This window comes from Rhodopseudomonas sp., from assembly GCF_048594845.1.
Taxonomy (GTDB): domain Bacteria; phylum Pseudomonadota; class Alphaproteobacteria; order Rhizobiales; family Xanthobacteraceae; genus Rhodopseudomonas.
Genome location: NZ_JBMDXE010000111.1, coordinates 16,840 through 40,109, shown reverse-complemented (window position 1 = coordinate 40,109; position 23,270 = coordinate 16,840). Strand labels below are relative to the sequence as shown.

At 63.6% G+C, this 23,270-nt stretch carries 19 protein-coding genes; 1 reads left to right on the top strand and 18 read right to left on the bottom strand.

Annotation, left to right across the window (positions count from 1 at the left end; genetic code table 11):
* Positions 1–104: 104 nt before the first annotated feature.
* The 6 genes from cbbX to ACOJTD_RS06825 all read right to left on the bottom strand — a co-directional run bounded on the left by cbbX (position 105) and on the right by ACOJTD_RS06825 (position 7,522).
* Positions 105–1,031, bottom strand: a complete 927-nt coding sequence (gene cbbX / locus ACOJTD_RS06850) for a CbbX protein (protein ID WP_420132169.1) — start codon at positions 1,029–1,031, stop codon at positions 105–107.
* A gap of 2 nt (positions 1,032–1,033) precedes the next feature.
* Positions 1,034–1,456, bottom strand: coding sequence for a ribulose bisphosphate carboxylase small subunit (locus ACOJTD_RS06845; RefSeq protein WP_420132168.1), 423 nt, complete (start codon positions 1,454–1,456; stop codon positions 1,034–1,036).
* 154 nt (positions 1,457–1,610) lie between these two features.
* The gene (locus tag ACOJTD_RS06840; protein ID WP_420132167.1) at positions 1,611–3,068 is read right to left on the bottom strand and encodes a form I ribulose bisphosphate carboxylase large subunit; all 1,458 of its coding nucleotides are present in this window, start codon (positions 3,066–3,068) and stop codon (positions 1,611–1,613) included.
* 199 nt (positions 3,069–3,267) lie between these two features.
* Positions 3,268–5,613, bottom strand: coding sequence for a PAS domain S-box protein (locus tag ACOJTD_RS06835; protein ID WP_420132172.1), 2,346 nt, complete (start codon positions 5,611–5,613; stop codon positions 3,268–3,270).
* Between the two features lie 377 nt (positions 5,614–5,990).
* On the bottom strand, positions 5,991–6,854 hold the full coding sequence (locus ACOJTD_RS06830) for a response regulator (protein WP_420132166.1): 864 nt from the start codon (positions 6,852–6,854) through the stop codon (positions 5,991–5,993).
* Complete coding sequence (locus ACOJTD_RS06825; RefSeq protein ID WP_420132165.1) at positions 6,851–7,522, bottom strand: response regulator; 672 nt, start codon at positions 7,520–7,522, stop codon at positions 6,851–6,853. Before ACOJTD_RS06825 ends, ACOJTD_RS06830 begins: the two co-directional genes overlap by 4 nt.
* A gap of 525 nt (positions 7,523–8,047) precedes the next feature.
* On the opposite strand from ACOJTD_RS06825, the gene ACOJTD_RS06820 reads away from it, so the two are divergent.
* Positions 8,048–9,028 carry a LysR family transcriptional regulator gene (locus ACOJTD_RS06820; RefSeq protein WP_420132164.1) on the top strand — a complete coding sequence of 327 codons (981 nt, stop codon included), beginning with the start codon at positions 8,048–8,050 and terminating at the stop codon, positions 9,026–9,028.
* A gap of 191 nt (positions 9,029–9,219) precedes the next feature.
* Here the strand turns inward: ACOJTD_RS06820 and hemA are convergent, their stop codons facing one another.
* The 12 genes from hemA to bchB are packed head-to-tail and all read right to left on the bottom strand — an operon-like array spanning position 9,220 to position 23,270.
* The gene (gene hemA, locus ACOJTD_RS06815; protein WP_420132163.1) at positions 9,220–10,431 is read right to left on the bottom strand and encodes a 5-aminolevulinate synthase; all 1,212 of its coding nucleotides are present in this window, start codon (positions 10,429–10,431) and stop codon (positions 9,220–9,222) included.
* Positions 10,428–11,498, bottom strand: coding sequence for a putative photosynthetic complex assembly protein PuhE (puhE, locus tag ACOJTD_RS06810; protein WP_420132162.1), 1,071 nt, complete (start codon positions 11,496–11,498; stop codon positions 10,428–10,430). Before puhE ends, hemA begins: the two co-directional genes overlap by 4 nt.
* Before the next feature lie 13 nt (positions 11,499–11,511).
* Entirely contained in the window at positions 11,512–12,615 is a 1,104-nt protein-coding gene (acsF, locus tag ACOJTD_RS06805; protein WP_420132161.1) for a magnesium-protoporphyrin IX monomethyl ester (oxidative) cyclase, read from the bottom strand.
* Positions 12,612–12,917 (bottom strand): hypothetical protein, encoded by a 306-nt coding sequence (locus ACOJTD_RS06800; protein ID WP_420132160.1) that lies wholly within the window; start codon positions 12,915–12,917, stop codon positions 12,612–12,614. The genes acsF and ACOJTD_RS06800 overlap by 4 nt, the downstream gene beginning before the upstream one ends.
* Positions 12,914–13,399, bottom strand: coding sequence for a photosynthetic complex assembly protein PuhC (gene puhC, locus ACOJTD_RS06795; protein WP_420132159.1), 486 nt, complete (start codon positions 13,397–13,399; stop codon positions 12,914–12,916). Before puhC ends, ACOJTD_RS06800 begins: the two co-directional genes overlap by 4 nt.
* 13 nt (positions 13,400–13,412) lie before the next feature.
* Complete coding sequence (gene puhB, locus ACOJTD_RS06790; protein ID WP_420132158.1) at positions 13,413–14,075, bottom strand: photosynthetic complex putative assembly protein PuhB; 663 nt, start codon at positions 14,073–14,075, stop codon at positions 13,413–13,415.
* Positions 14,072–14,839, bottom strand: coding sequence for a photosynthetic reaction center subunit H (gene puhA, locus ACOJTD_RS06785; protein ID WP_420132157.1), 768 nt, complete (start codon positions 14,837–14,839; stop codon positions 14,072–14,074). Before puhA ends, puhB begins: the two co-directional genes overlap by 4 nt.
* A gap of 21 nt (positions 14,840–14,860) precedes the next feature.
* Positions 14,861–16,294 carry an MFS transporter gene (locus ACOJTD_RS06780; protein ID WP_420132156.1) on the bottom strand — a complete coding sequence of 478 codons (1,434 nt, stop codon included), beginning with the start codon at positions 16,292–16,294 and terminating at the stop codon, positions 14,861–14,863.
* Entirely contained in the window at positions 16,291–16,992 is a 702-nt protein-coding gene (gene bchM, locus ACOJTD_RS06775) for a magnesium protoporphyrin IX methyltransferase (RefSeq protein ID WP_420132155.1), read from the bottom strand. The genes ACOJTD_RS06780 and bchM overlap by 4 nt, the downstream gene beginning before the upstream one ends.
* Positions 16,992–17,930: a ferredoxin:protochlorophyllide reductase (ATP-dependent) iron-sulfur ATP-binding protein gene (bchL, locus tag ACOJTD_RS06770; protein ID WP_119857599.1), complete on the bottom strand. Its 939-nt coding sequence runs from the start codon at positions 17,928–17,930 to the stop codon at positions 16,992–16,994. The genes bchM and bchL overlap by 1 nt, the downstream gene beginning before the upstream one ends.
* Positions 17,931–17,968: 38 nt before the next feature.
* Positions 17,969–21,673 carry a magnesium chelatase subunit H gene (locus ACOJTD_RS06765; RefSeq protein ID WP_420132154.1) on the bottom strand — a complete coding sequence of 1,235 codons (3,705 nt, stop codon included), beginning with the start codon at positions 21,671–21,673 and terminating at the stop codon, positions 17,969–17,971.
* Entirely contained in the window at positions 21,648–23,270 is a 1,623-nt protein-coding gene (gene bchB, locus ACOJTD_RS06760; RefSeq protein ID WP_420132153.1) for a ferredoxin:protochlorophyllide reductase (ATP-dependent) subunit B, read from the bottom strand. Before bchB ends, ACOJTD_RS06765 begins: the two co-directional genes overlap by 26 nt.

Sequence of the window (23,270 nt, the reverse complement as noted above, 5' to 3'; positions counted from 1 at the left end):
CCCCGTGTTTTTAAAAAATTTTTTTTTTGGGTTTTGCGCTGCCGGGCCGCCCAACCGCCCCCCGGGTGCGGCGCCCCGGAATGACGGGGTCGGGGCCAGCCGAACTACGTGGCGCTGCCCTCACCCTTCCCGAACACCCGGCTCGCCAGTACGTCGCCGGCTTGGATCGTCATGAGATCCTCTGCGCTCAGCGAGCGGTCGAGGTCGGCAATCAGGCGGTTGGCCTGGCGGAGGCGGATGCGGTCGAGCGCGTTGCGGATCGAGCGGGCGTTGGCGAACAGCGGCTGCGTCTTGCGCACCACGATGTAACGCTCGAACACGGTCTTCGCATCCGGATCGAAGCGATAATTTTGCTCGCTCAGCATGCCCTCGGCAATGCCGAGGAGTTCGCCGTCGGTGTAGTCCGGAAAGTCGATATGATGGGCAATGCGTGAGCGGAATCCCGGGTTGCTCGCGAAGAATTTCTCCATCCGGTCGGCATAGCCGGCCAGGATCACCACCAGATCGTCGCGCTGGTTCTCCATCACTTGCAGCAGGATTTCGATCGCCTCCTGACCGTAGTCGCGCTCGTTCTCGGGGCGATACAAATAATACGCCTCGTCGATGAACAGTACGCCGCCCATCGCCTTCTTCAGCACTTCCTTGGTCTTCGGCGCGGTGTGGCCGATATACTGCCCGACCAGTTCGTCGCGCGTCACCGACACGACGTGGCCGCGGCGCACGAAGCCAAGCTTGTGCAGGATCGAGGCGATGCGCAGCGCCACCGTTGTCTTGCCGGTGCCGGGATTGCCGGTGAACGACATGTGCAGCGTCGGGTTTCCGGTCGCGAGGCCCATCCGCTTGCGCAGCCGCTCGACCAGCAGCAGCGCTGCGATCTCGCGGATGCGGGTCTTCACCGGCTTCAGCCCGATCAGCTCGCGATCGAGCTGATCCAGCACGTCGCCGATGCCGACGGCATCGAACTCGGCACGAAGATCGACGCGCGCCGGCGGCGCGTCGCTCTCGTTCGTTGCTGCGGAAGTCGTGTCCACGATCAGCCTCCGTAGCGACGGCCTTCAGGCTTGTCGGCCGAATAGGCGCGCGTGGTGTAGCGCATGTTGCGGCCGTCGACCTCCTGGCGGTCGAGCCGGAAGCCGGGCTCGTCCTTCGGCCGGTTGACGATGAACGACAGCCGCACCGACTCCCAGCCGTGCGAGGAGTCGAACGCCGACAGCCGAATATAGCGGTCGCCGTAAACCTTGCGGCATTCGTTGAGTTCCATCATCACGCCGGCGGCGTCCTGCAGATCGAACATCGGCAGGCCCCACATCTCCCAATAGGTGTTGCGGGGATGCGGGTCGTCGGTGAATTCGAGGTTCACTGCCCAGCCCTTACCGAGTGCGTATTGCACCTGGGCGGAGATCTGCTCGTCGGTGAGATCGGGCAGGAACGAGAAACAGCCTTGGGTCACGCGCATGGGAATTGCTCCTTGGTGTTTGGCGAACGACCTCCAAGTCCGTCATCGCGAGCGAAGCGAAGCAATCCAGAAGCGCAGTGCACAGGCTGGATTGCTTCGTCGCTTCGCTCCTCGCAATGACGGTGAAATCTCGGATACCGCTCGAATTTAGGACTTACACCGAGACCGACGGCGTCGGCGCGTAGTCGGGGGTGTCGGTGGATTCGTAGTTGAAGGTGACGTTCTTCCAGGTGTCGAGTGCGGCCTTCAGCGGCGTGCAGGTCTGCGCCGCCTTGGCGAGGATCTCCGGACCCTCGTGGACGTAATCGCGGCCCTCGTTGCGAGCGAGGATCATCGCCTCTAGCGCCACGCGATTGGCCGTGGCGCCGGCCGCGATGCCCATCGGGTGGCCGATGGTGCCGCCGCCGAACTGCAACACGACGTCTTCGCCGAGCAAATCGAGCAGCTGGTGCATCTGGCCGGCATGGATGCCGCCCGACGCCACCGGCATCAGCTTGTTGAGGCTGGCCCAGTGCTGATCGAAGAACACGCCGTGCTCGAGCTGCGTCGGGTTGTAGTCTTCGCGGCAGATGTCGTAGTAACCACGCGTCGTCGCCGGATCGCCTTCGAGCTTGCCGACCACGGTACCGGCATGGATATGATCGACGCCGGCAAGCCGCATCCATTTGGCGATGACGCGGAATGAGACGCCGTGGTTGCGCTGCCGCGTGTAGGTCGAGTGACCGGCGCGGTGCAGATGCAGGATCATGTCGTTCTTGCGCGCCCACTTGGCCATCGACTGGATCGCCGTGTAGCCGATCACGAGGTCGATCATCACGATGATCGACCCAATCTCCTTGGCAAATTCGGCGCGCTCGTACATGTCCTCCATGGTCGCCGCGGTGACGTTGAGGTAAGTGCCCTTGATCTCGCCGCTGGCGGCCTGGGCCTTGTTGACGGCCTCCATGCAATATTGAAAGCGCTCCCGCCAGTGCATGAACGGCTGCGAGTTGATGTTCTCGTCGTCCTTCGTGAAATCGAGGCCGCCCTTCAGCGCTTCATAGACGACGCGGCCGTAATTGCGGCCGGACAGGCCGAGCTTCGGCTTGACGGTGGCGCCGAGCAGCGGCCGGCCGAACTTGTCCATGCGCTCGCGCTCGACCACGATACCGGTCGCCGGCCCCTGGAACGTCTTCACATAGGCGATCGGCAGCCGCATGTCCTCGAGCCGCAGCGCCTTCAGCGGCTTGAAGCCGAACACGTTGCCGATGATCGATGCGGTGAGATTGGCGATCGAGCCGGGCTCGAACAGATCGAGATCGTAAGCGATATAGGCGAAGTACTGGCCCGGGCCATTCGGCACCGGATCGACGCGGTAGCACTTGGCGCGATACTTCTCTGCCGCCGTCAGGCGATCGGTCCACACCACCGTCCAAGTGGCGGTCGAGCTTTCACCGGCGACCGCCGCGCAGGCCTCGATCGGATCGACGCCGTCCTGCGGCGTGACGCGGAACAGAGCGATGACGTCGGTGTCCTTCGGCTCGTAGTCGGGCTCCCAATAGCCCATCTTCTTGTATTCCATCACGCCGGACCGATAGCGGTCCTTGCCACGGATGGTGACTGACTCGTTCATGCCGTCCTCCTCGAAAGCCTCTGTGCGGTGACCGCAGCTGGTCGGACGCCGTTTTGGAATGGGCTTGCAGGAGCGCCGCAGATCCGTTCGGCATCGCGAATGCGTTGCACGAGACTTTGATCACGGTCGCAAAGATAAGAGAAATTTCATTATCTTCGTATTGACAAAAGTATTTCTTATATCAATCTAGCGCCCTCAATCACGCAGTTTGCATTATCTCGATTTCTGGCGCGGCAGCGTCGATCGCCGCATGTAGCAGGACGAAGGCGAGCGGAATATCCGCGGCGCGTTCGTAGGCTGTCTCCATCTGGCGCAACGCGACTTCCAATTGCCGAAAGCCGAGCTGTCCGGCGAGCGAGACGGCCTTGTGAGCAACGATGCGCAACTCCTCGCGGGAGTCCTCTCCAAGCGTCGTCACATCGATCCGGCTGGGCCAACGCGCCTGAATGCAAGCGATGCTGTCCTGCAGTTGGGCGGCGAAGCCGGCAATCTCATGCTCGCTGGCGAACAGCCGCAGGTCTTCAAGCGCCGATCGATCGCGCACCGGCTGCAGAGACGGGTCCGCCTCGGCCTCCACGGGCGCGAGCGGGACGGAGGGAACGTGCAGGATCGGCTCGTCGATCCACTTCGCCACGCAGGCCAGGAGTTCGGCGCGATTGATGGGCTTGCCGAGATGATCGTCCATGCCGGCCGCCTTGTAGCGCGCGACCTGTTCGGGAAGCACATTCGCCGTCAGCGCGATGATCGGAACCGTGCTGAGACTGGCGCCCAGCGCGCGGATGCGACGGGTCGCTTCCATCCCGTCCATTTCGCCCATCTGCACGTCCATGAAGATCAGATCGTAACTGCGGCTGCCGGTCATGGCGATCGCCATGTTGCCGCTGTCGGCCAGATCGACCTTGTGCCCGGCCCTGCCGAGCATGGTCTTGCAGAGATCGCGGTTCATCTCGACATCATCGACGACGAGGACCCGGGCGCTCCGATTGCTTTGCACCGGCGTGTCGTGGCGCTCGATGTCGACCTGGTCGGCAACGGGAAGATCGATTTCGAAAGAGAACGTACTGCCGACGCCTGGCTCGCTGTCGATTCTCAGCTCCCCCTGCATGGCTTGAACAATACGCTGCGAGATCGCCAGGCCCAGGCCTGTGCCCCCGTATTTGCGGGAGATCGTCTCGTCGGCCTGGCTGAATCGTTTGAACAACCCCTTTTGCTCATCCGGCGAAATGCCGATGCCGGTGTCGGTGACGGCAATCCGTAGACGGGCGACATTGTCGACGCGCGACACGCAGGACACGATCAATTCGACCGACCCGGCCGCAGTGAATTTGACGGCGTTGTTCATCAAATTCAACAACACCTGCCGCAGCCGCGCAGCGTCGCCGATCAACACAGGTGGCGTGTCACGCGCTGTGGCGGCCAGCTTGAGCCCCTTCTCGTCGGCCTTCGGCTCGATGATCGACGCGCAGTTGGCGATGAGTTCGTTGATGTAGAGCGGCTTGCTCTCCAGCCTGACGCCGCAGGCCTCGATCTTCGAGAAGTCCAGAATGTCGTCGATGATCACACGCAGGGAATCACTGGCCTCGAAGATCCGTGTCACCTGCCGACGGATGTCGGGTGCCAACGTTTGATCTTCGAGTACGAGGTCGGCGTAGCCGATGATGCCGTTCAGCGGCGTGCGGATCTCGTGGCTCATGTTGGCGAGAAAGTCGGCCTTGGCGGCACTCGCCTGCTCCGCACTCGCCCGCGCCGCCTTGAGCTCGTCTTCGTATTTGAGCTGCTCGGTCAGGTCGATCGCAATCCCGAGAACGCCGAGATTGTCGCCGTCCTTCGACCGCAGCAGGCTCAGCGTCAACCGCGTCGGGATGCGGTTGCCGTATTTGTCGATGTAGGTCCAGACCGCAGTGTCCGGATCATTGCGGGCGAGCCGCGCCCGAAGAACAGCGAGGTTGGAGGCGACATGAACTCCCTCCTTGCGCATCGCGTCCGCTCGCTCGGCGAGTTCGTCGGGGTCGTGAAACAGCATGGCTGTCGCCCGTCCGTTCAATTCCTCCGCCTTGTAGCCCAGCATTCGTTCGGCAGCCGGATTGAACAGGGTGATCGTGCCGGAGACGTCGGTCGCGATCACCGCATAGGCTGCGCGCTCCAGGATGGCAGTCTGCAGCGTCAGGGTTTTCTCGAGCTGAGCGGTCCGCTCGGCGACCTGCTGTTCGAGCGACGCATTGAGATTGTGGATTTCTCGTTCCGCCTGTACGAGATCGGTGATGTCGCGCGCGGAAGCCGCCATCCCGATGAGCGCGCCTTCGTCCGAGCGAATGGGCGAGATACTCACGGCGACATCGACCAGATTGCCGTTCGCCCGCCTTCGTTTGGTCCAGAGATACGCGAAGGACGTGCCATCCCGGATGCCTTCGAGCATCTGGCGCTCTTCCTCGCGGAGATCGTCCGGAACGATCAGATCGCTGGCATTGCGACCGATCGCCTGCTCGGCCGCGTAGCCGAACAGACGCTCGGCGGCCTTGTTCCAGCTCAGGACCGTGCCATCCATCGAACTGCCGACGATCGCATAGCTCGAGCCTTCGACAATCGCCGCCAGATGCGAATTATGGCGCGTGCGGGCATTGCGACGCTCGAGCCCCGCCAAATGCAGCTCGATCAACCCGGCGATCAACAGGCCGCCCGCCAACGAGCTCACGAGAATCCACCACGGGATATCGAGCGCCCAAGTACTGAACGTGTCCCACGACAGCGCGTCCTCGGAAGCGATCCGTCCTGCCACGACGCTCAAGGCGACGATTACCGCGACGCCGCCGAGCCGTGCCAACGACCGTCCAGTCCTGCGCTCGGGGACGCGCCGGCTCGGCAGCGGCGCGCCTTCGAACTTGCGCTTTGCGGGATCGACGCGCGTCACGACTGCCATCCGCCCTAAGCCGCCGGGTCCACTCTCGGACCCGGGGAGCAGTAGTGCTGAATTGTCTCGAACAGTCCGCTCACGTCGAACGACTTCCTGAAGATGCCGATAGCGCCCGGATAGCCCAGCACGTCTCGTCTCAGCAGCTTTTCGGTGGGTTCGTCGATATCCCGGCCGCTCAGGACGATGACCGGAATCTGCGCCGTGGCCGGATAGCTACGCAAACGGGTGATCAGGAAGCCGGCATCCCCCTCCGGCATATGATAGTCCGCTACGACAACGCTGGGATATTGGCCGGCCGCGAGACGAAGCGCGCGCGCCGCGTTCGGCGCATAGAGCACTTCGATGCCGAGCTTTCGAAGGCGGCTCGCGAGAAATTCGCCGACCTGCTCATCGTCGTCGACCACCAATACACGCGGCCTCGTCGGGACCTCGCTCGCCGTAGCTGCCAACGACCCGGTCTCGGCAGCGATCGCCTCGGCCATGTGCGGAAAGATCTGCGTCAAAGCACGGCTGATGTCCCGCCAGAATTCCGTTCTCTTGCAGGCGTAGAACATGCCCATCGATTCGCAACGCTCCAGCGTTTCGACATTCGAGAGGCCGGTCACCACGATGACATCGACCGGGGGGCCGCCCGGCTCGAGCAGATGGAACGACGCCGTGAGCCCGTCGAGCTGCGGCATGTTCACATCCACGATGATCAAGTCCGGAGAGGTCCGCCGCGCCTTGAGCAACATCTGCAGGCCGTTGGCCGCCGTGTCGACCTCGAAGCCCATCTTCCTGCAGCGCGTTGACAACGCCGCCAGGATCGCCGGCTCATCGTCCGCTATCAGAATCTTCCGCGCGGCCATTCGGTCCTCTCCGGGTTGTTCGATCATTTGCGCCGCGCCTCTTGGTCGCGATCAAGCAGGCTGAGCAGTTCGTCGAGGCGCTGCAGGACGTCGACTCGTGTCGCGATGCCACGCGCGAGGCTTTCCAGCTCTCGCTCAAGCTGCGCAGCTGATTCACTGATCGCCTCATAACCGTACAGACCGGCGACACCGACCAGCTTGTGCACGACGTCGCGCATCGGCCCGGCCTCGTCTCCCGCCGCAAACGACTGACGGAAACCGCAAAGCGTGGCCCGATCGTCCCGGAAACGCTGATCAATCTGGACGTCGGGAGGCACCGGCTCGTCATGCTCCATGGCTGCAAGATCGAGATATCTGCGGACACTGCCAACGAGTTCGCGCAGATTAAAGGGCTTCGCGATGACGCCTGACACACCGTGCGACATGAAGCGGGAGATATGATCCAGCTGGCTGCAGGCGGTGGTGAAGACCACCGGAATTCCCATGGTACTTGCCCGATTACGAAGCCGCTCCAGCAACTCGAGCCCACCGACTCCCGGCATCGAGACATCACTCAGGATCAGATCCGGCTGCCATTCAGCAGCCGCGCGCACCCCTTCTTCGCCCGAGAGACAACCCTTCGTCTCGAGGGTCGGATCGACCGAGAGCACCGCAGCGACAATCTTCAACATCGCCGGGTCATCATCGATATGCAAAATACGACTCCTCACAGGCGGCTCCCTGTCCATGGCGTGGTTGTCGGCGGCTATAGTGAGAACAATCCGATTAGTTATAAATTGCGTCGTTGACACGAACTCTGATCGTTCGCGCGTGAATTTACCGTTTAAATGTCGGTGATTCTCGCTAACGAGGAAGCCATTTCGGCTACTACTCGTCATTGAACGGGGATACGCCGCAATCGATGTATTTCACGAATTTGTACGAGGGTTGTTACCAAATGACCGCGCATCACTCATACGGCCTTACAGGCCGACAGTCTCGCTGCGGCTGGCAACGTTCGCTTGATCTGTTGGTCTTCGGCCTGGAGAGTGAAGTCTCCAGCTTTCGTCGCGGATCGGCTGATCACGTCTGCCGCACCATGAGCACGCGGTCGCGAGGCCGCACAAGCTGACCGGCGAGCGGTCTCGGGCGGCACACCAGCTTCATCACCTGTTCAATGTTGACCGCGTTCGGCGAATAGCCGACACTTCGTTAAAGTCCCTGCACGCAGCATCCGTTCGATGAGCCGTCAATTTCGCACCGTTTCGATCCGCCAGCTCCGGGCGCTTGCGGCGCTTGCGGAGACCGGCAGCATCACGGCGGCGGCAAACAAGCTGCATCTGACCCAGCCGGCCGTGACTCTGCAGCTTCGCAACCTGCAGGCGCTGGCCGGCATCCCGTTGATCCAACGCCGCAACGACGGCATGCAGCTCACTGATGCCGGCCTGGAAGTGCTGGCGCTGAGCGAGCGCATCGAGGCGGCAATCGCGGCCTGCGACACCTCGCTGGAGATGATCGCCGGCAAGACTGCGGGGCGGATTTCGATCGGCGCGGTCTCGACGGCCAAGTACTTCGTGCCCTTCGCCATCTCCGGATTCTTAAAGCAGAACCCGAAGATCGATGTGCGACTGTTTATCGGCAATCGCCAGGACATCGGCGCAGCGCTGCGCGGCTACGAACTCGACATCGCCATCATGGGACGTCCGCCGGTGGATATCGAGGTCGAAACCCATCTGATCGGCGATCACCCGCACGTCATCATCGCGCCAACCGCACACCGGCTGGCACGCAAGCAGGACATCGCCCTGACCGAGCTCGTGGGCGAGACGTTTCTGACGCGCGAACCGGGCTCGGGCACGCGGAGCCTGATGGAGCAACTGTTCGGAAGCGCCGGGATTCGGCCGACGATCGGCATGGAGATGGGCAGCAACGAGACGATCAAACAGGCCGTGATCGCCGGCCTCGGCATCGCCTTCCTGTCAGCCCATACGGTCGCGACCGAGCTGGACGAGCGGCGGCTGGTCATCCTCGACGTGGTGGGGCTACCGATCGTGCGTCAATGGTTCGTGGTGACGCGCAACGACAAGGTGTTGCTGCCACCAGCTCGGGCGATGTTGGAATTTTTAAAAGCCGAAGGCGCGCATTTCCTGCCGCGCACCGACCGCCGGATGCGGCTGACGCGGTCGTCGTCACCCGCTTCGGCGCAACGCGGCAAACGTTGACGAAGCACTCTCAAAAGCGACCGCGGGCCCCGCTGCCATTGAGATAGCTGCGGCCCTCTGCGCTCATATCGGCTCATATCGAGCTTTAAAAAAGCGGAGCAGACCACCCGAGGCAGCGCCCCTCGGGTCGTCTTGATCCGCCCGCAATGACCGCGAACGTCGTCCGCTCTTGGATCGCCCGCGCCGCGTGACTACGCCGCCTTGGCAAGACCGACCCGGGCCCAGATTTCACTGAGCGCCTGCACCAGGTGCTCGATATCGGCGTCGGTGTGCTGCGGCGACGGCGTGATACGCAGGCGCTCGGTGCCGCGCGGCACCGTCGGATAATTGATCGGCTGCACATAGATGCCGTAGCGGCTGATCAGTTCGTCGCTGATCTGCTTGCACAGTGTCGCGTCGCCGACCATCACCGGCACGATATGGCTGGGATTCGCCATGTGGGCCACGCCCACCTGATCGAGCCGTGCGCGCAACCGCGCCACACGATCCTGATGGCGGTCGCGCTCGGCCGAGCTGGCGCGCAGATGCCGGATGCTGGCCAGCGCGCCAGCAGCCACCGCCGGCGGCGGCGAGGTCGAGAAGATGAAGCCAGAGGCGAAGCTGCGGACAAAGTCACACACCGCCGCCGAGCCGGCGATATAGCCGCCGACCACGCCGAACGCCTTCGCCAGCGTGCCTTCGATGATAGTGAGGCGATGGCTGAGCCCCTCGCGATCGGCGATGCCGCCACCGTTCGGCCCGTACAGGCCGACGCCGTGCACTTCGTCCAGATAGGTCATCGCATTGGCGGCGTCGGCAACGTCGCAAATCTCGGCGATCGGCGCGATATCTCCATCCATCGAATACACCGACTCGAAAGCCACCAGCTTCGGTGCGTGCGGATCGAGATCGGCGAGCTTGCGCTCGAGATCCCGCGGATCGTTGTGCGCGAAGATGCGCGTCTCGCTTCGGCTGTGGCGGATGCCCTCGATCATCGAAGCGTGGTTCAGTTCGTCCGAAAGAATCACGCAACCCGGCATGCGCGATGCCAGCGTCGACAGCGAAGCCCAGTTCGAGACGTAGCCGGAAGTGAACAGCAGCGCGGATTCCTTGCCGTGCAGAGCGGCGAGCTCCTGCTCGAGCAGGACGTGATAGTGATTCGTTCCGGCGATGTTACGGGTACCGCCGGCGCCGGCGCCGCAACTGTCGAGCGCCTCGTGCATCGCCTTCAGCACGGCGGGATGCTGCCCCATGCCGAGATAGTCGTTGGAGCACCAGACCGTCACCTCGCCGGTGCCGTCCGGCTTGTAGTGGGTGGCGCGTGGGTACGAACCGGCATGGCGTTCGAGATCGGCAAAGACGCGATAACGGCCCTCTCGGTGGAGGCCTTCGAGCTGCCTGCGGAAATAGGCTTCGTAATTCATGACGTCCTCCCGTTGATCGTTGCGGCCGGTTCGGCAGTGATGCCGACCCGGGCCGGAGCCAGTCCGCTGCGCGGATGCTGTTCGAGGAATGTCTGGCGGAACTGATCTTCGAGCCGCTGACGAGCACAGCTCGAGCGCGCCTTCGGCGCTTCGTCCTTGCGAGCTGTCGGAACCACGACGAGCTGCGGGCCGGTAGCAGACCGGGCCTCGGCGCTCGACGACGTTTCGGAACTCTGCGTCGGCGCGGCATGCACGGACGCAGCGGCGATGGTGGACTGATTCTGTTCCATGATGATGCTCTCCGGCGAGAGACCTGGACGGATGCCCCAGCTCCAAAGTGTGATGGCAGGCAGCGGTAGCAGCATGAACCAATGTTCGACGACGCCAAGTGCGAACAAAGTCGATACCAGCGTCAGACCGACCACTTCGAACGGCGTATCCGCGACTTCGACGATGCGCTGGATCATCACAACCAGCACGGCCGTGGCCGCGGTAACCGAGATGGGGAAGAACGCACTGACAGGCTTCCGCGCGAAGTACGTCTTCAGGAACTGAACGGCGTCGGGCATCAACTCGTCATTGGTGACGGGCACGCCAAGAAAGAGATTGATCTTGGCGCTCTGGCGTAGCACCCACAGCGCCAGATACGTCCAGCGTCCGACTTCGTTTTCGGCGCCAAGAGTGACCCAGACAACTACCGCGCCGCACGCGAGCAGGCAGATCTCGTGATAGATGATCGCCTGCAGCGCGTAGCTGAAGCGGGCAAAGCCTTTGGCGTCGGGCGGGCACGGCTCGGCCCGCGGCCCGGTCAGCCAGCCGGAGAGAAACGCAATCTCCTGCGCCCCCCACAGGAAAATGATGCAGCTGAAGGCCATATAGGCGGCGCCGACGCTGGTGTCGTGCGCAGTGACCGAAAGGCCGCACAGCGCGATCGTGACCATGCCGCCTGCGCAGACCGCCCGAAGCAGCTCGGAGCGGCCGACGCTGCCGACCAGCAGCAGCACAGCTCCGGTGGAGAACCACCAGACGAAGGCTGCGAAGATCGGTGGGCCGAGATAGGACACCATCGCGCCAGTCTCCTCACCACGCCGGCCGAAGGCCGATGACGCGGGGCAGTTCGTTACGTTTCGCCGGCAGCAGGAACAGCCGGCCGAAGGCGACGGCAGCAGAAGCGGCGTAGAACGGCCGCTTCAACTTGCCGATGAAGCCCTGGCTGCGGCTCTCGGCGATCTTATCCGCCGCCTTGCGCAAGCGCTCGAGGTTGGCAAGGAATCGCGGATCGTCGAGATTGATCGTCACCGGGAAGACCTGCTTGGAGATCTCGGTGGTGATGCGGAACACCTGCATGCCGTAGTCCGTCGCATCGACACCGAGCGCCTCGTAGAACGCCGGTCGCATGTGGTCGCGCACATACATCGTGGCAAACACCGCGAGCAGGAAGAAGCGAATCCACAGCTTGTTGACGCCCGACAGCAGCGACGGGTCAGCACGCATCAGCAGCGCGAACGCCTCACCATGACGGAACTCGTCGTTGCACCAGCGCTCGAACCATTTGAAAATCGGATGGAAGCGGCGATCGGGATGACGCTCCATCTGGCGATAGATCGTGATGTAGCGGGCGTAGCCGATCTTCTCCGACAGATAGGTCGCGTAGAAGATGAACTTCGGGCGGAAGTACGTGTACTTCTTGACCTTCGTCAGAAACGACAGATCGACGCCGATGCCGTGATCCTTGAGGATTTCGTTGATGAAGCCGGCATGACGCGCTTCGTCGCGGCTCAGCAGGCCGAACAATTCGCGGATCTCGGGATTCTTGATCCGCTTTTTAATTTCCGCATACAGCACGCAACCCGAGAACTCCGCGGTCAGTGACGACACAAGGAAGTCCTTGAACTCCGCGCGAAGCTCCGGCGGCAGCTTATCGAGGTCGCTCTCACGGAATTCGTCGGTCTTCTTGAAATGCGACTTGTTATAGTCGGCGCGCATCTCGTTCATCATCGCGTTCCATTCGGAACGGACCAGCGTGACGTCGAGCTTGTCCATCGCCGCGTAGTCGGTGGTGTAGAAGCGCGGCGTGAGAATGGTGTCTTCTTTGGCGATGTTGAGGCTGTCGACGCTGCCTTTGATTGCGGGCCGCGACGTCGGCCGGAGCGTGCCTTGCGCGCCTCCCTCCATCGGAATCATGAAACCCTCCCATCTGAGAAGCTGACTTCGTAAAGTTCGGTCAGTTCGCGATAACCTTCCAGCCGCGCGCGGAGCTTGTCGAGCCAGCCGGCTCGCACCACGGTCGCCGTGCGCCGAACGACGAGCCGTTCGCCGAACTCGACGTGAGTCGGCGCGTCGTGAACCATCACTTCGTCGCCGGGGCCGATCTCGATGTCGCCATCGAGAATCACGTGGGCATGGAGAGTTTCCGACGTCTGCTCGATTTCCACCGTGCAGGGAACGTCGAAGCTTGTGCGTTTCCCGATCCCGAACGTGCTCATTGCGAGCCGTCCTTCTTGTCGTTGGCTGTTCCGACCGTCGGGCCGGGCATTAGTTGAGAAAAGGCGCGGAGATTGTCGGCGCCGAAGGCATTGAGATCGAGAACCTTGCGCGTCGCCGTGTCGGTCAGCGTGTACTGGCCGTTGCTGTGGCGGGCGAGCACGAAGGGCGGCGCCGATCCGACGCCAGCCAGCATACGCTCGCGCGCCAGCCCACGCATCGCCACGCGGACAAAGCCCGACTCGCCCGGATGGATCGAGCGCACCAGGCTATGATCATTGGCGCGGTAGATATTGACCAACCCGTCGGAGCTGTCCTCGAAGGTCAAGTCGACGCTCTCGACCACGGCCGGCGGTGTCATATGCGAGTGCCCGTAGCCGGTCAGGCGAACGGTCGCGCCCGCCCCGATCGCAAACAGTACGATCGCGGCGGCGCCGATCAACGCGCCTTTGGGAACGGAGAAATTTTCGGCGGCCTCACTCATTTCAATCTCCGGTTCAAGCGACGGCAGGCGCCGCCGGATTGGACAACGGGCCTTGAGCTGGTCCGCTGGTAGCCGTTTGAACAAGAGACACTGCGGCGGGATCGAGCTGCGCCTTGACCGCTTCGGTGAGAGTGGCTGCCACCTTGGCGACGTCAGGGACCGATGTCAGCATCGGCTCGGGCTCGCGCAGATGCCACGGCCGGATATGCGGCCACAGCAGAACGTAAGAGGTGCGCTTAGTATCGATGATCCGCAGCGGAATGTCGCCGCTGCCGTCGCGCAACTCGTGAAGATCGGCGTTGGCGATCTTGCCAAGTGGAATGTTCAGCGTGATCGGCAGCGCTACACCGGTCTGGATCAGCACGCGCTTGGAGGTGATGGTGTAGCAGCTGGCGCGTCGAAACAGATAGGTGAGCAGCGTCAGCAGCGCGAGGCCGCCGAGCGCCGGGACGAGAAGCGTCGCCGCGGACGCCGACGCTTCTCCGAGTGATTGGCCGTGTGACCAGTTCGACCAGGCCTTCCACACGATCAGCAGGACGAAGTAAATCGCCACGGCCCGCATGTGGAAGGTCCGGTAGGCCAACCCTTTGAAGGTCGGCTTCCCCTGCCAGAGAACGCGCTCTCCCTCCGGCAGCGGCGACGGAAGTTCACGAAACTGGCTGGGGGATTCGGTCATACGATGGGCTCCTGACGCAGCGGCGTGGCGTAGAGAGTACCGGCGCCGTAATACGCACAGACCTTGTCTTCCTCGAGCTTGGTCACCTGATCGGCCTTGGCCAGCGCCGGAACGCCGGCGAACTGATCGCCACGAATGGCGTCGACCGAAACCTTGCCGACCGGGCTGTTGATCAGCGCGAACGGGACCGGGAGAAGCACCTTCTTCTTGGTCTTGGCGACCTCGACTTCGAGGTAGCGGGCCAACACTTCGGCGCGATCGACCCACACCTCGGTCACGGTGCCGCCGACCTGGCCGTCACAGCCGACAACCGGGAAACCGACCGGATTCGGATCGCGCGGATCGAGGAACATGCCCTTGGCAGCGCGCAGCGGCGCGATGATCGGCAGGTTGTCGAGGCCAAGCTCGGGCACATCGGCGCGCTGCGCATACGAGCCCGGGCCGACGCCGTCGGCGAACGGATTGCCGGTCGGAACGAACGGCGAGCCCGGCCACGGAGCGGTCGGAGCAAGCGCCACGTTCGGACGGTCGTTGCTGGTCGACGGCACGGTCTTGGTGGCACCGCCGCGCAGCAGGTAGGTCTTCGGATCCGGCGGCGCAGGAACGCCGACCTTCGCGAGCCGGGTGCCGGTGCCGACGTCAGCGACCAGCGGATAGCCCTCGCGCTTGTCTTCGCGGCGGAGATAGAAGAGCAAGCCGGCGAAGAAGATCCAAAATACGTACAGGGTAACCTGTGCTAAGTCCAAATACGCTCCGGGTTGCATGAGCGGACCCCTTCCTCTTTGTTAACCTGGAAATTCGGCGAGGCCGAACTTGGTAGCAGGCTGCGTTCCGACCGGCCGTGCCGTGCGCACGAGCGGACCGACCGCAACCAGCGTTGCGAACAGCAACGCGATCTCGATGTTGTAGACAAAGCCGTAGCCGACCGCCGGCCCCGACAGGACGCTGCCGAGCGCGCCGTTGTCGGCAAGCGAAGCGATCAGATCGCGAATGCCGCCGCCCAGCAGGATGCCGCCGCCGGCTGCCGTCGCCTGCACGGCGCCCCACGTTCCAAGTGCGAGACCGGGATCGCTCTCGGACGCGACTGCCATTGCGGCCGTCAAAGTACCGGCCGCGAACAAGCCGCCCCCAAGGCCGATCAGCGCCGTACCGACACGGAACAGGGCTGCCGACTGCGCGGGCGCGGCGAGCACTACAGCGGCGAATGCAAAGATGCCAATCAGCGCGCCGAAGCCGGCGAGCCGGTAAGGATCGCCGCCGCGACCGAGCGTGCGTGCGGCGAGGCCGAAGCCGACCAGCGTGCCGAGCGCAAAGAAGGCCGTGAGCGCCGTGGTCTGGCCGACCGACAACCTCAGCACTTCGGCGCCATAAGGCTCCAGCAGGATGTCCTGCATCGAGAAGCCCGCAGTGCCGAGCGCGACCGCAACCAGCATCCGCGACGAGCCGCCGGCGGCGCGGAAACGCGCCCAGGATTGATTGAACTGCGGCCGCTCGCGGCTCGCCGAGGTCAGCGCCGGATTGCGCGCTTCCTGTTTCCACAATGCCGCGATGTTCAGCAGCAGCTGGGTCACCGCGACGCCCTGGATCACCTGGATGAGCTGCAGCTCGCTGAAATTGCGCAGCAGCTCACTGAAGATCAACGCACTGCCGGTCATCCCGACCAACAGCATCACGTAGAGAAACGCCACCACCCGCGGGCGCGATTCTTCGGGCGCCAAATCGGTAGCCAGCGCGAGACCTGCGGTCTGGGTAGTGTGCATGCCGGCGCCGACCAGCAGGAATGCAATCGCCGCGCCGATCTGGCCATAGACCGCCGGATATTCGCCACCGCCCGACAGCACCAGCAGCGCGAACGGCATGATGGCGAAGCCACCGAACTGCAGCAGCGTGCCCATCCAGATATACGGGACGCGACGCCAGCCCAGCACCGAACGATGATTGTCGGACTTGAAGCCGATCAGCACGCGGAACGGTGCGAACACCAACGGGAGCGACACCATCAACGAGACCAGCAGCGTCGAGACGCCGAGTTCGACGATCATCACCCGATTGAGCGTGCCGTTGAGCAGCACCACCGAGGCGCCGACCGAAACCTGGAACAACGACAACCGCAGCAGGCGACCGAGCGGCAGCTCCTTGGTGGCGGCATCGGCAAACGGCAGGAATCGCGTGCCGAGACGCATCCAGCCTTTCGCCAATGTGGCCGCCATCTGGCTCATCGTCGAACCATCTCCAGCGCCTGCGAGGTGTAGAATCCGGACGACACCCGGTGAGTCCGGCCCGGCCGCCATGACTGCAGCGCAGTGTCTTCGGAAATCAGCTTGAGTAGTTTCGTCTCGCTGACCGGCTCGATCGCCGGTGCGCGATCGGCGCGCGGGAAGAAGCCGCCGACGAAATGCATCAACGCCAACGCCGGCGTCTTCGGCGCGAACGTCACCGCCATCGACTGCCGCGTCCGCGACGCCAGCGTTGCCAGGATCCGGCAGATATCGTGTGGCAAATAATGGATCAGCGAGTCCATCGCGACGACAAAATCGAATTCGCCGAGCGCGGGATCGAGCATGTCACCGGAACGGAAGTCGATCGCAGCAGGATCGATGTCCTCCGGCAGCCGCTCGCGCGCGACGCCGACCAGCGTCGGCGACAGATCGATCGCCAGCACCTGCGCACCGCGCCGCGCCGCCGCAATCGACAGCGCACCGGTGCCGCAACCAGCGTCGAGGAGGCGCGTGCCGGTCATGTCGGCCGGCAGCCACGACAGCAGCGTATTGCGCATTTCGTCGCGGCCCGCGCGCACGGTGGCGCGGATGCCGCTCACGGGGGCATCGGAAGTCAGCTTGGCCCAGGTATCGGCCGCGGTGCGGTCGAAATAGGTCTCAAGCTCTCCGCGTCGCTCGATGTAGCTGCCCAACGCCATCAATCAAATCCCAGGAGATCAAAGATGTCGCGATCCTTCAGCGGCTTGCCCTGAACCGGGGGCTCCTTGGCGTCCCACAATTCCGTTGCGAGCCGAAGATACTCTTGTTGCACGGCCAGAATTTCGTCGGTGTGATCCATCTCAAAAAGTGTCATTTTTTTCAGACGGCTCTTCCGGATGACATCGAGGTCCGGCAGGTGCGCCACGCGCTTGATACCTGTGCGTTCGCCGAATTTGTCGATCTGGTCGGTTTCGCGACTGCGATTTGCAATCACTCCCGCCAGCCGAACGGCATAGTTCTTCGACTTCGCCTGGATCGCCGCAGCAATGCGGTTGGCGGCGAAGATCGAATCGAAATCGTTGGCGGCGACGATCATCGCCCGCTCGGAATGCTGCAGCGGCGCGGCAAAGCCGCCGCACACCACGTCGCCGAGCACGTCGAAGATCACCACGTCGGTGTCCTCGAGCAGGTGATGCTCCTTCAAGAGCTTCACGGTCTGGCCGACGACGTAGCCGCCGCAACCGGTGCCGGCCGGCGGGCCGCCGGCCTCGAGGCACATCACGCCATTGTAGCCTTCGAACACGAAGTCTTCGGGGCGCAGTTCCTCGGAGTGGAAGTTCACTTCCTCGAGCACGTCGATCACCGTCGGGATCAACCGCTTGGTCAGTGTGAAGGTCGAGTCGTGCTTGGGGTCGCAGCCGATCTGCAGCACGCGCTTGCCGAGCTTCGAGAACGCCACCGACAGGTTCGACGACGTCGTGCTTTTGCCGATGCCGCCCTTGCCATAGATCGAGAACACCTTGGCGCTGCCGATCTTGACGTTGGGATCGAGCTGCACCTGAACGCTGCCCTCGCCGTCGCCTTCGGCGCATTTCGACGCATTCAGGTCGGCGCAGCCCGAAGTCTTCAGCTTGAGGGGATCAGTCAGGATGTTCATGCGGCCACTCCAACGCCATCAACGCGATCCTCGAGCTCTTAGCCTGCCTTGCGCAGGACCTCGAGCATTTCCGGGTCCGGAGACCAATAGTTACGTTCGTGGGCTTCGATCAGCCGGTTCGCGACCTTGGCAGATGCGACCGGATTGAGCGCGGCCAGGCGCGCCCGCATTTCCGGATCGAGCACGAACGTCTCGGTGAGCTGCTTGTAGACCCAGGGGGCAACTTCGCCGGTGGTCGCCGACCAGCCCATGGTGTTGGTGACGTGCTCTTCGATCTGACGCACGCCTTCGTAGCCGTGCTTGAGCATGCCCTCGTACCACTTCGGATTGAGCATCCGGGTGCGAGTCTCCAGCGCCACCTGCTCCGACAGCGTCCGCACCGTGCCGGCGCCGCGCGTCTGATCGCCGATATAGACCGGAGCTGCCTGCCCGCCCTTCGCCTTGCGCACTGCCCGGCTGATGCCGCCCAGCGTGTCGAAGTAATGATCGACCGTGGTGACGCCGAGCTCGACCGAGTCGAGGTTCTGATAAGCGAGATCGACGTCGGCAAGCGCACTCTTCAGCAACTCGGCGTGCTGCACCGGCTGACCCTTGAGGCCATACGCAAAGCTCTTGCGCTTGGTGTAGGTCTCGGCGAGTTCGTCCTCGTCTTCCCAGCGGCTGTTCTCGACCAGGTGGTTGACGTTGGAGCCATAGGCACCGTCGGCGTTGCCGAACACGCGCAGCGACGCGGTCTCCATGTCGCATTTGTGCTGGGCCTGATAAGCCAGCGAGTGCTTGCGAATGAAATTCTGCTCCACCGGCTCGTCGGCGCTCGCCGCCATGAAAGCGGCTTCGGCGAGCAGCTTGATCTGCAGCGGCAGCAGGTCGCGGAAGATGCCCGACATGGTGATGATCACGTCGATGCGCGGTCGGCCGAGTTCTTCCAGCGGGATCAGATCGGCGCCGGCAAGCCGGCCATAGCCGTCGAACCGCGGCCGAGCGCCCATCAGCGCCAACGCCTGGCCGATCGGTGCGCCTTCATTTTTGAGGTTGTCGGTGCCCCACAGCACGATCGCGACCGTTTCGGGCAGCGGATTGCCTTCGGTGACGTGCTTGTCGATCAGCCGCTGCGCCTGCTTGGCGCCGTCCTGCAGCGCGTAGGCAGATGGGATCCGGAACGGATCAAAACCGTGCAGATTGCGGCCGGTCGGCAGCACCTGCGGCGTGCGCAGTAGATCGCCGCCCGGCGCCGGCCGGATGAACTTGCCGTCGAGCGCGCGCAGGATCGCAGCGAGTTCGTGATCCTCGGCCAGCAGCTTGTCCATCCCGGCAAGCTCTTTGAGCATGTCGAGATTGGCCTGCGCGTCGGGCCCGTTGCCCGACAGATGCTCGGGATGGCCGCCGCGGACCAGCGCCTCGAGCAGAGCTTTGTCCGGGCGCTTGCCGTGCATCGCGTCGGCGATCGCTTCCAGTGTCTCGACGCGTTCTTCCTCGGACGGCACATTCCCGACGACGTGGAGGCCGTGCGGAATGAGCGCATACTCCATCTCGAGCACCGCGTCGGCGAGCTTCGCGATGGTTGCCCCCGCCTCCTCGGCGGTCCATGCCGGCTCGGCCGGCGCGAGATCGAGGCCCGCAGCCTGCGCCTGCACCAGCACCGCGAGATTGTCGCGCTCGGTGTCTTCTTCCGGCGTCAGCCCACGCCAGCGCTCGAACGAGGATTTCAACTCAAGCAAGCCGCGATACAGGCCGGCATGCGCGACCGGCGGCGTCAGATAGCTGATCAGCGTCGCGGCCGAGCGGCGCTTGGCGATCGCGCCTTCCGACGGGTTGTTGGAAGCGTAGATGTACATGTTCGGCAGATCGCCGATCATGCGATCGGGCCAGCAGGTACCAGACAGGCCAGTCTGCTTGCCGGGCATGAATTCCAGCGCGCCGTGGGTGCCGAAATGCAGCACGGCGTGCGCGCCGAAGTCCTGCTTGAGCCAGCGATAAAACGCCGAGAAGGCGTGCGTCGGCGCAAAGCCCTTCTCGAACAACAGCCGCATCGGATCGCCTTCGTAGCCGAACGCTGGCTGCACGCCGACGAAGATGTTGCCGAAGCGCTCACCGAGCACGAAGATCGACGAGCCGTCGCTCTGATGCTTGCCCGGTGCCGGACCCCACTGCCCTTCGATCTCGCGCAGCCAGCGCTCCGACTTGACGTGATCGCCGGCCGTGACGCGCGCATGGACGTTGGCGGCAGCCCCGAACCGAGCGGCGTTTCCGGTGATAATCGACTCACGCAGCGCGTCGACGCTCTCCGGCACCTCGACGGTGTAGCCTTCGGCCTTCATCGCGGTCAGCGTGTTGAACAGCGACTCGAACACGCCGAGGAACGCGGCGGTGCCGGTGTTGCCGGCATTTGGCGGGAAGTTGAACAGTACGATCGCGACCTTGCGATCCTTGCGCTCACTGCGACGGAGCGCGATCAGCCGCGCGGTGCGCGACGCCAGCATCTCGGCGCGCTCGCCGCAGACATGCATATCGCCGCCGGTCTCGCTGCGCTCGAACTTGCAGAACTTCTCACAGCCCGGGCAGGCGACATCGCCGCCGTCAGAACGGCCACCATAAACCATCGGGCCGGACGAGCCGTCGAGCTCCGGGATCGCCACCATGATGGTGCTTTCCACCGGCATCAGGCCGCGATCGGATGCCGCCCACTGCTCGAGGGTCTGGAATTCGACCGGGTGCGCCGACAGATACGGGACGTCGAGTGCGCTGAGGATGTCTTCGGCCGCCTTGCTATCGTTGTAGGCCGGACCGCCGACCAACGAGAAGCCGGTGAGCGAGACCACGGCATCGACGATCGGTCGGCCGTTATGAATGAAAAACTTCTCGATCGCAGGACGCTGGTCGAGGCCCGAGGCAAACACCGGAATGACGCGAAGCCCCTTGGACTCGAACGCCTGCAGCATGCCGTCGTAATGGCCCGCATTGCCGGCGAGCAGATAGGAGCGCAGCAGCAGAACGCCGACGGTGCCTTTGGCATCGGCCGGGCCCGCCGGTAGCTTATCGAGCGTCTCGGCAATCCGGCCCTTCATATTCGGGTGGTACACGCCGACATCAGCGTAATCGATCGGCGGCTCGACCTTGGCGACGCCACGCAGAGTCTTGCGCGGGCCATTGGCATAGCGATCAATCAGCAGCCGCACCATGTTGGCGATGTTCTGCTCGCAGCCCGCCAGCCAGTATTGCAGCGTCAGGAAGTAGGCGCGCATGTCCTGCGCGGTGCCGGGGATGAAGCGCAACAGCTTCGGCAGCTGCCGCAGCATCTTCATCTCGCCCTTGCCGGCCGAGCCTTCGTGCTTCTTGCCGCGCAGCTTCTTCAGCCAGTTGATCATGCCGAGCGCTTCGGCGCTCATGTCGAACTTGCCGATATGGGTGAGCTTCACCACTTCGGCGGCCGACATGCAGCACACCATCGCGTCGCACTGGGTGCGGCGAGCGACCAGCGCCGGCATCACTGCACGGACGTGATCGTCCATGAACAGCATGGTGGCGATGATGATATCGCCGGTCGCAATATCCGCGAGACAGCGCTCGAGCGCATGGCCGTCGCTGCCCCACTCGTCGGCGGAGTGCACGGACAGTTCGAGGCCGGGATAATCCTTGCGCAGCACGGTCCGTGCACGCGCGGCGGCACCGGACAGATGGCTGTCCAGGGTGACGATGACGACCCGAACTGGGGTCTTGTCAGCGGGCGAAGTGCGCTTTGGCATCGTACAAGGTCTCGACAGTAATGGTGGCGACACCGTTCTCGTTGGCGAACCGCTCGGTGTTCCTGCGGGCTTTCCCGCGCACGAAGAACGGGATCTTCTGCAGTTCCTTCTCTGCTTCAGGAGCCCAGACGGCCCCTGCGGCCACACCGTTCGCAGCAGTCGGAGCAGATGCTGCATCGTCGAGAGTCGGCGCGCCTTGCGGCAGCGCAATTACTACCTCCGCGGCGGCGGGCGCGTTTTGCGACGCGTGCCCGGTGCCGAGGTGAGACGGCAACGCGCCATCCTTGAATTCGAAATCGTCCTTGAACATCGCCAACAGATGCTCTTCGAGGCCCATCATCAGCGGATGGACCCAGGTGTCGAAGATCACATTGGCGCCTTCGAACCCCATCTGCGGCGCATAGCGCGCGGGGAAGTCCTGGACATGCACCGGCGCCGAGATCACCGCGCAGGGTACGCCGAGCCGCTTGGCGATATGGCGCTCCATCTGGGTGCCGAGCACCAACTCGGGATGCAGCTCCGCCACCTTGGCTTCGACTTCGAGGTAATCGTCGGTGATCAGCGCTTCGACACCGTATTTGGCCGCCGCTTCGCGTACGTCGCGACCAAACTCACGGCTGTAGGTGCCGAGCCCGACCACCTTGAAGCCGAGCTCTTCGGAAGCGATCCGCGCGGCGGCGATGGCGTGGGTGGCGTCACCGAAGATGAAGACGCGCTTGTTCGTGAGGTAGGTCGAGTCGACCGAATGCGAGTACCACGGCAGCCGGGTCGAGGACGCGGCGAGCACCGGCTCAGGATCGACGCCGGCCAAGCCCGCGACTTCGCGGACGAATTCACGCGTGGCGGAGACGCCAATTGGAATCGTCTTGGTGAACGGCTGATGGAAGATGCGCTGCAGCCACGATGCCGCCTGCCCGGCGATCTCCGGATACAGGACAACGTTGAAGTCGGCATCGCCGAGTCGGGTCAGATCCGCCGGCGTTGCCCCCATCGGCGCGACGACGTTGACATCGATGCCGAGCTGGCCAAGCAGCTTGGTGATCTCAGCGATATCGTCGCGATGGCGGAAGCCGAGTGCGGTGGGACCGAGCAGATTGCACTTCGCGCGAACGCCGGGTGCCCGCTCCGCCCGTTTGGTGCCGGGCGGCGGCGCCTTCGGGCCGGCGATGGCGCGAACGAGCTGATAGAAGGTCTCGGATGCGCCCCAGTTTTCCTTGCGTTGGTAGGCCGGCAGGTCGATCGGGATCACCGGGATCGGAAAGCCGAGCGATTTTGCGAGTCCGCCCGGATCGTCCTGGATCAGCGAACCAGTGCAGGACGCGCCGACGATCATCGCCTGCGGCTGAAAGCGCGCATAGGCGTCGCGCGCCGCGGTCATGAACAGTTCGGCGGTGTCCTTGCCGAGATCGCGCGCCGCGAACGTCGTATAAGTCACCGGCGGCCGCTTGGAGCGGCGCTCGATCATCGTGAAGAGAAGATCTGCGTAGGTGTCGCCCTGCGGCGCGTGCAGCACGTAGTGCAGCCCGTCCATGCCGGTGGCGATGCGCATCGCGCCGACATGGGGAGGTCCTTCATAAGTCCAGACGGTGAGCTGCAT